This window comes from Nioella sp. MMSF_3534 (genome assembly GCF_030732985.1).
GTDB lineage: Bacteria > Pseudomonadota > Alphaproteobacteria > Rhodobacterales > Rhodobacteraceae > Nioella.
Genome location: NZ_JASHJX010000093.1, coordinates 1 through 3,836, shown reverse-complemented (window position 1 = coordinate 3,836; position 3,836 = coordinate 1). Strand labels below are relative to the sequence as shown.

The following is a 3,836-nucleotide window of genomic DNA, read 5'->3' as shown; positions in this document are numbered from 1 at the left end:
GGCCGCAATTCTTGACTTCGGCCCGCAGCCCCAGTGATTTCAGCATCTGGTGTGTTGTTGCGACGGAGGCGGACAGCACGGGGATGCCGCAGTCGTCTTCGACCTTCTGAATGGCTGCGAGAGATGGCATCTGCACACAGGCCGACAGGACCAGCGCGTCGATGTTCTTGAGGTTCACCCGTTTGTAGATGTCGAGCAGGTTTGCCGGGTCCTGGGCCGCGACCTCCAGATTGTCGGGGATTTCCAGCGCGATGCTGTCGGAGACCTCGACGCCCTCGGCTTCGATATACTCGGCCACCATATTGGTCAGCGGGCGCATATAGGGGGTGATGATCGAGATACGTTTTGCGCCCATAAGGTGCAGCCCGTCCACAAGCGCCCCGGCAGAAGAGACCACAGGCGCAGGGTGGCCATTGTCCACCGTCACCTGGTGCAGCCGCGCCTGGCTCTCGCGGTGATAGCCCTTGCCCATCGACATGATCGCGACAAGGCAAGCGTAGCCCATCACATCGACGGCCCCGTCCGACAGTTCCAGCGCGCAGCGGTCGCTGTCGCAATCCATCGCCTTCAGTTCTTCCGCGGTGACCTTCTTCATCCGCATCCGGCTGGAATGGAACGAGAAGCGCTCGGGGAACTGCGCTTCACGGGCGCGCAGCATGGCGGGGATCTCGCGTTCCATCGTCAGGTTCGATGACGGAACGATCTGCCCGATCCGAATGGTCTTGTGCATGTTGTCCAGCGAAACGCCCATCTCAGCCCCCGATCTTCACAACCGGGTTGCGCAGCACGCCGATGCCCTCGACGCCGCATTCGATGACATCGCCGGGCCACATCCATTCCTGCGGATCGCGGCCCGCGCCGACGCCTGCGGGTGTGCCGGTGGCGATGATGTCGCCCGGTTCCAGCGTGATGCCAGAGGAGATGTCGGCAATCAGGGTCGGGATATCGAAGAGCAGATGCCTGGTGTTCGAGCGCTGCTTTTCCTCGCCATTCTTGGTCAGCCAGAGGTCGAGGTTGTGGGGGTCCGGCACATCGTCGGCGGTGATGATCGCCGGGCCGAACGGGCAGAACGTGTCCTGACCCTTGGAGAAGATCCACTGCCCCGCGCGGCGGTTGTCGCGGGCCGAGACATCGTTGATCACGGAATAGCCGAAGACATGGCTCATCGCGCCCTCCTTGGCGATCCTTGTGGCGCGCTTGCCGATGATGACCGCCAGTTCGACCTCCCAGTCGAGTTGCTGGGTCATTTCGGCGTTGTGCTGGATGCCCTCGCCCGTGGCGATCACGCTGGTGGGTGGTTTGGAGAAGACCACCGGCTCTTTCGGCAGGTCCTTGGACGTGTCCAGCGACTTCGCGGATTCCGCCACATGTTCCACGTAGTTCAGCCCGATCCCGAAGATGTTCTTGCGCGGGCGCGGGATCGGCGCCAGCAAACGCACGTTTTCCTCTGGCACCGCAAGCCCGGCAGGCCGCGCGGCATTGGTCGCATCCAACGCACGGGTGATCGCGGCCAACGCATCTGGCCCCATGTCGATCAGATCGAGCATGTTGTCCGGCAGCGCCTCTCCCACTGCATCGCCCAGCCATTCCACATCCACGACCTGTCCATCGACGACGACGCCAAGGCGTCCTTCTCCGGCAGAGCTATCGCGATAAGTAACGAGTTTCATTGCTTTTCCTTCGTTTTCAGCCTGCGACGATCTGATGGCCGTCATTGTCCACGAGCGCCTGTTCCGCCCAGAAGCCGAGCTTCTCCATCACCGGGAAGTCGTTGAACGAGAACAGGCAGGCATCATCGCGCTCCTGGGTGTTGCAGTGCTCGTGCCAGGTCCAGGGCGGGACGCAGAAGATATCGTGCTCGGACCAGTCGAAGCGCTTGCCGCCGATGATCGAGTAGCCCTGCCCCTTGGCCACGTGATAGATCACGTTGCCGGTATGGCGATGCGCCTTGGTATGCTGCGACGGGCGCAGCATCTGCATGCTGGCCCCCATGGTCAGCATCGGGTGGCCGCCGGTCTGCGGGTTGGTGTAGCGCAGGATCAGCCCGTCATGGGGCGAACCATCGCTGACCTTCGCGTAGCGCAGCAGCGCCTCGTAGGTCGGCTCCCAGGAATATTTCAGCAGCGGCGAGTAGGGCTTGTCCCACTTGTCCGTTTGCGGCAGCAGGCCGGGGCCGCCATAGGTTGCGGGGCTGCCGTTCCACGGCAGGTCCGTGGTCTGGTAGTCATCCGCGTGAACCTCGTAGAAATTCGCCTCAAGGCAATTGGTCAGGGGAATATCCAGACCGTCCTGCCAGATGCAGGTGGTGCCGTCCTCGCGGATACCGTGTTCATGCCAGGTGCCATTCGGGGTCAGCACGAAATCATTCGCGCCAAGTTCCACCTTGTGGCCATCGACGATCGTATAGGCGCCCGACCCTTCCATGATGAACCGCAGGGCCGAGGCCGCGTGGCGATGCGCCGGGGCCCGTTCGCCCGCCTTCATGGTCTGGATGCCGGAAAAGAGCCAGCCACAGGCGGCGCTGACATCCTTGCGTTGCGGGTTGCGCAGGTAGACGACCCGCCGCCCCGCATCCTCTGGCCGGACCAGATCAATGGCGCGCAACACCTCGCGCCGCAGATCGGCCCATTTCCAGTGGACGGGGGCCGATTTCGGCGTCGGCTCCCACGGTTCGATATCGTTCGCAACGGTCCAGAGCGCCCCGGTCTCGATCTGCGCAAGGTCTTCGTAATAGGCCTCAAGCTCCGGCGTGTCGCGCACGCGGGCGCGGCCAAGGATATCGTCTTCGGGCCTGATTTCGGTCTGTGCCATGGATAGCCTCCTTCGGATTATTCGGCGTCGGGGGCGGTGGTCTCTGCCGCCTCGTCGGATTGCGGGGGAACGGCGGCGGGCTGGCCCGAGAGCGTGACCGGGGCCTGGGGCCGCTGGTTCACCGTGAGGTTGAAGATGTCGAACCGGTTGTAGTGGCCGGTGATGTCATGCATCTGCTTGGGCTGGATGCATTTCCCGAGGTCGATCTCGGCATAGACGATGCCCTCGTCATCGATCAGGCCCGGCACCACTTCACGCCCGTCGGGGCCGATGACCCCGGAATAGGCGCTGGATTTGCGTTGCAGCAGCGCGCGCGCATCGGGACGGATCTCTTCCATCGCCGCGATGATCTCTTCCGACACGGTCGAGGTGGCGGTCACCGTAAAGACCTTGCCCTCAAAACTGTGCGACATGCTGCGCAGCTTGATGGCTTCGGCCATGTCGTAATCCTTGGGCGCGACGGGCAGCGAGATATAGCTGGCCGTATGCACCAGTTCGCCCTGAGCCAGCAGGGCAAACCGGGCCAGCGTGTTGGTGTTTTCCCCGCAGGCCAACCCCCCAAGCGGGCCAATCGCGGTGTCATAGACCTTAAGGCTCGACCCATCCCCGCCCGCCCAGGTCAGTTTTTCGGCCCAGGTCGGCACCAGCTTGCGGTGCTTGCCGATGATGGCGCCATCCGGCCCGATAAAGAGCAGCGTGTTGTAAAGCGCGCCCAGGGATACCGGGCTGCGTTCGTTCAGACCGATCACCACATGGCAACCATGGGCCCTGGCCGCGTCGCGGATCACGCCGATTTCCGGCCCATCCGCAAAGACCGATGCGCGCACCAGCTTCTCGAACCACGCCCCGCCTGTGACCGGGTCAGTAATCCAGTTCCAATAGGGGTAACCGGGAATGAACACCTCGGGGAACACCACCAGCGCCGCCCCGTTTCCCGCCGCCTCGGCAATCAGGTCAACCGCCTTCTGCGCCGTCTTGCGCGCATCCAGAAAGACCGGACTCGCCTGCACGGCGGCAGCGGTGAA

At 63.4% G+C, this 3,836-nt stretch carries 4 protein-coding genes; all 4 read right to left on the bottom strand.

Annotation, left to right across the window (positions count from 1 at the left end; genetic code table 11):
- Nucleotides 1-751: Asp/Glu racemase (locus tag RBB16_RS20450; protein ID WP_306047878.1), on the bottom strand; the 751-nt coding region annotated here is incomplete at its 3' end.
- Between the two features lies 1 nt (nt 752).
- On the bottom strand, nt 753-1,670 hold the full coding sequence (locus RBB16_RS20445; RefSeq protein WP_306047877.1) for a fumarylacetoacetate hydrolase family protein: 918 nt from the start codon (nt 1,668-1,670) through the stop codon (nt 753-755).
- Nucleotides 1,671-1,686: 16 nt separating this feature from the next.
- Nucleotides 1,687-2,811 (bottom strand): cupin domain-containing protein, encoded by a 1,125-nt coding sequence (locus RBB16_RS20440; RefSeq protein ID WP_306047876.1) that lies wholly within the window; start codon nt 2,809-2,811, stop codon nt 1,687-1,689.
- Between the two features lie 17 nt (nt 2,812-2,828).
- A partial coding sequence (locus RBB16_RS20435) for a carbon-nitrogen hydrolase family protein (protein ID WP_306047875.1) occupies nt 2,829-3,836 on the bottom strand: 1,008 nt, incomplete at its 5' end.

Coding starts and splice junctions, on each gene's coding strand:
- RBB16_RS20445 (WP_306047877.1), bottom strand. CDS start 1,670: ATGAAACTCGTTACTTATCGCGATAGCTCTGCCGGAGAAGGACGCCTT.
- RBB16_RS20440 (WP_306047876.1), bottom strand. CDS start 2,811: ATGGCACAGACCGAAATCAGGCCCGAAGACGATATCCTTGGCCGCGCC.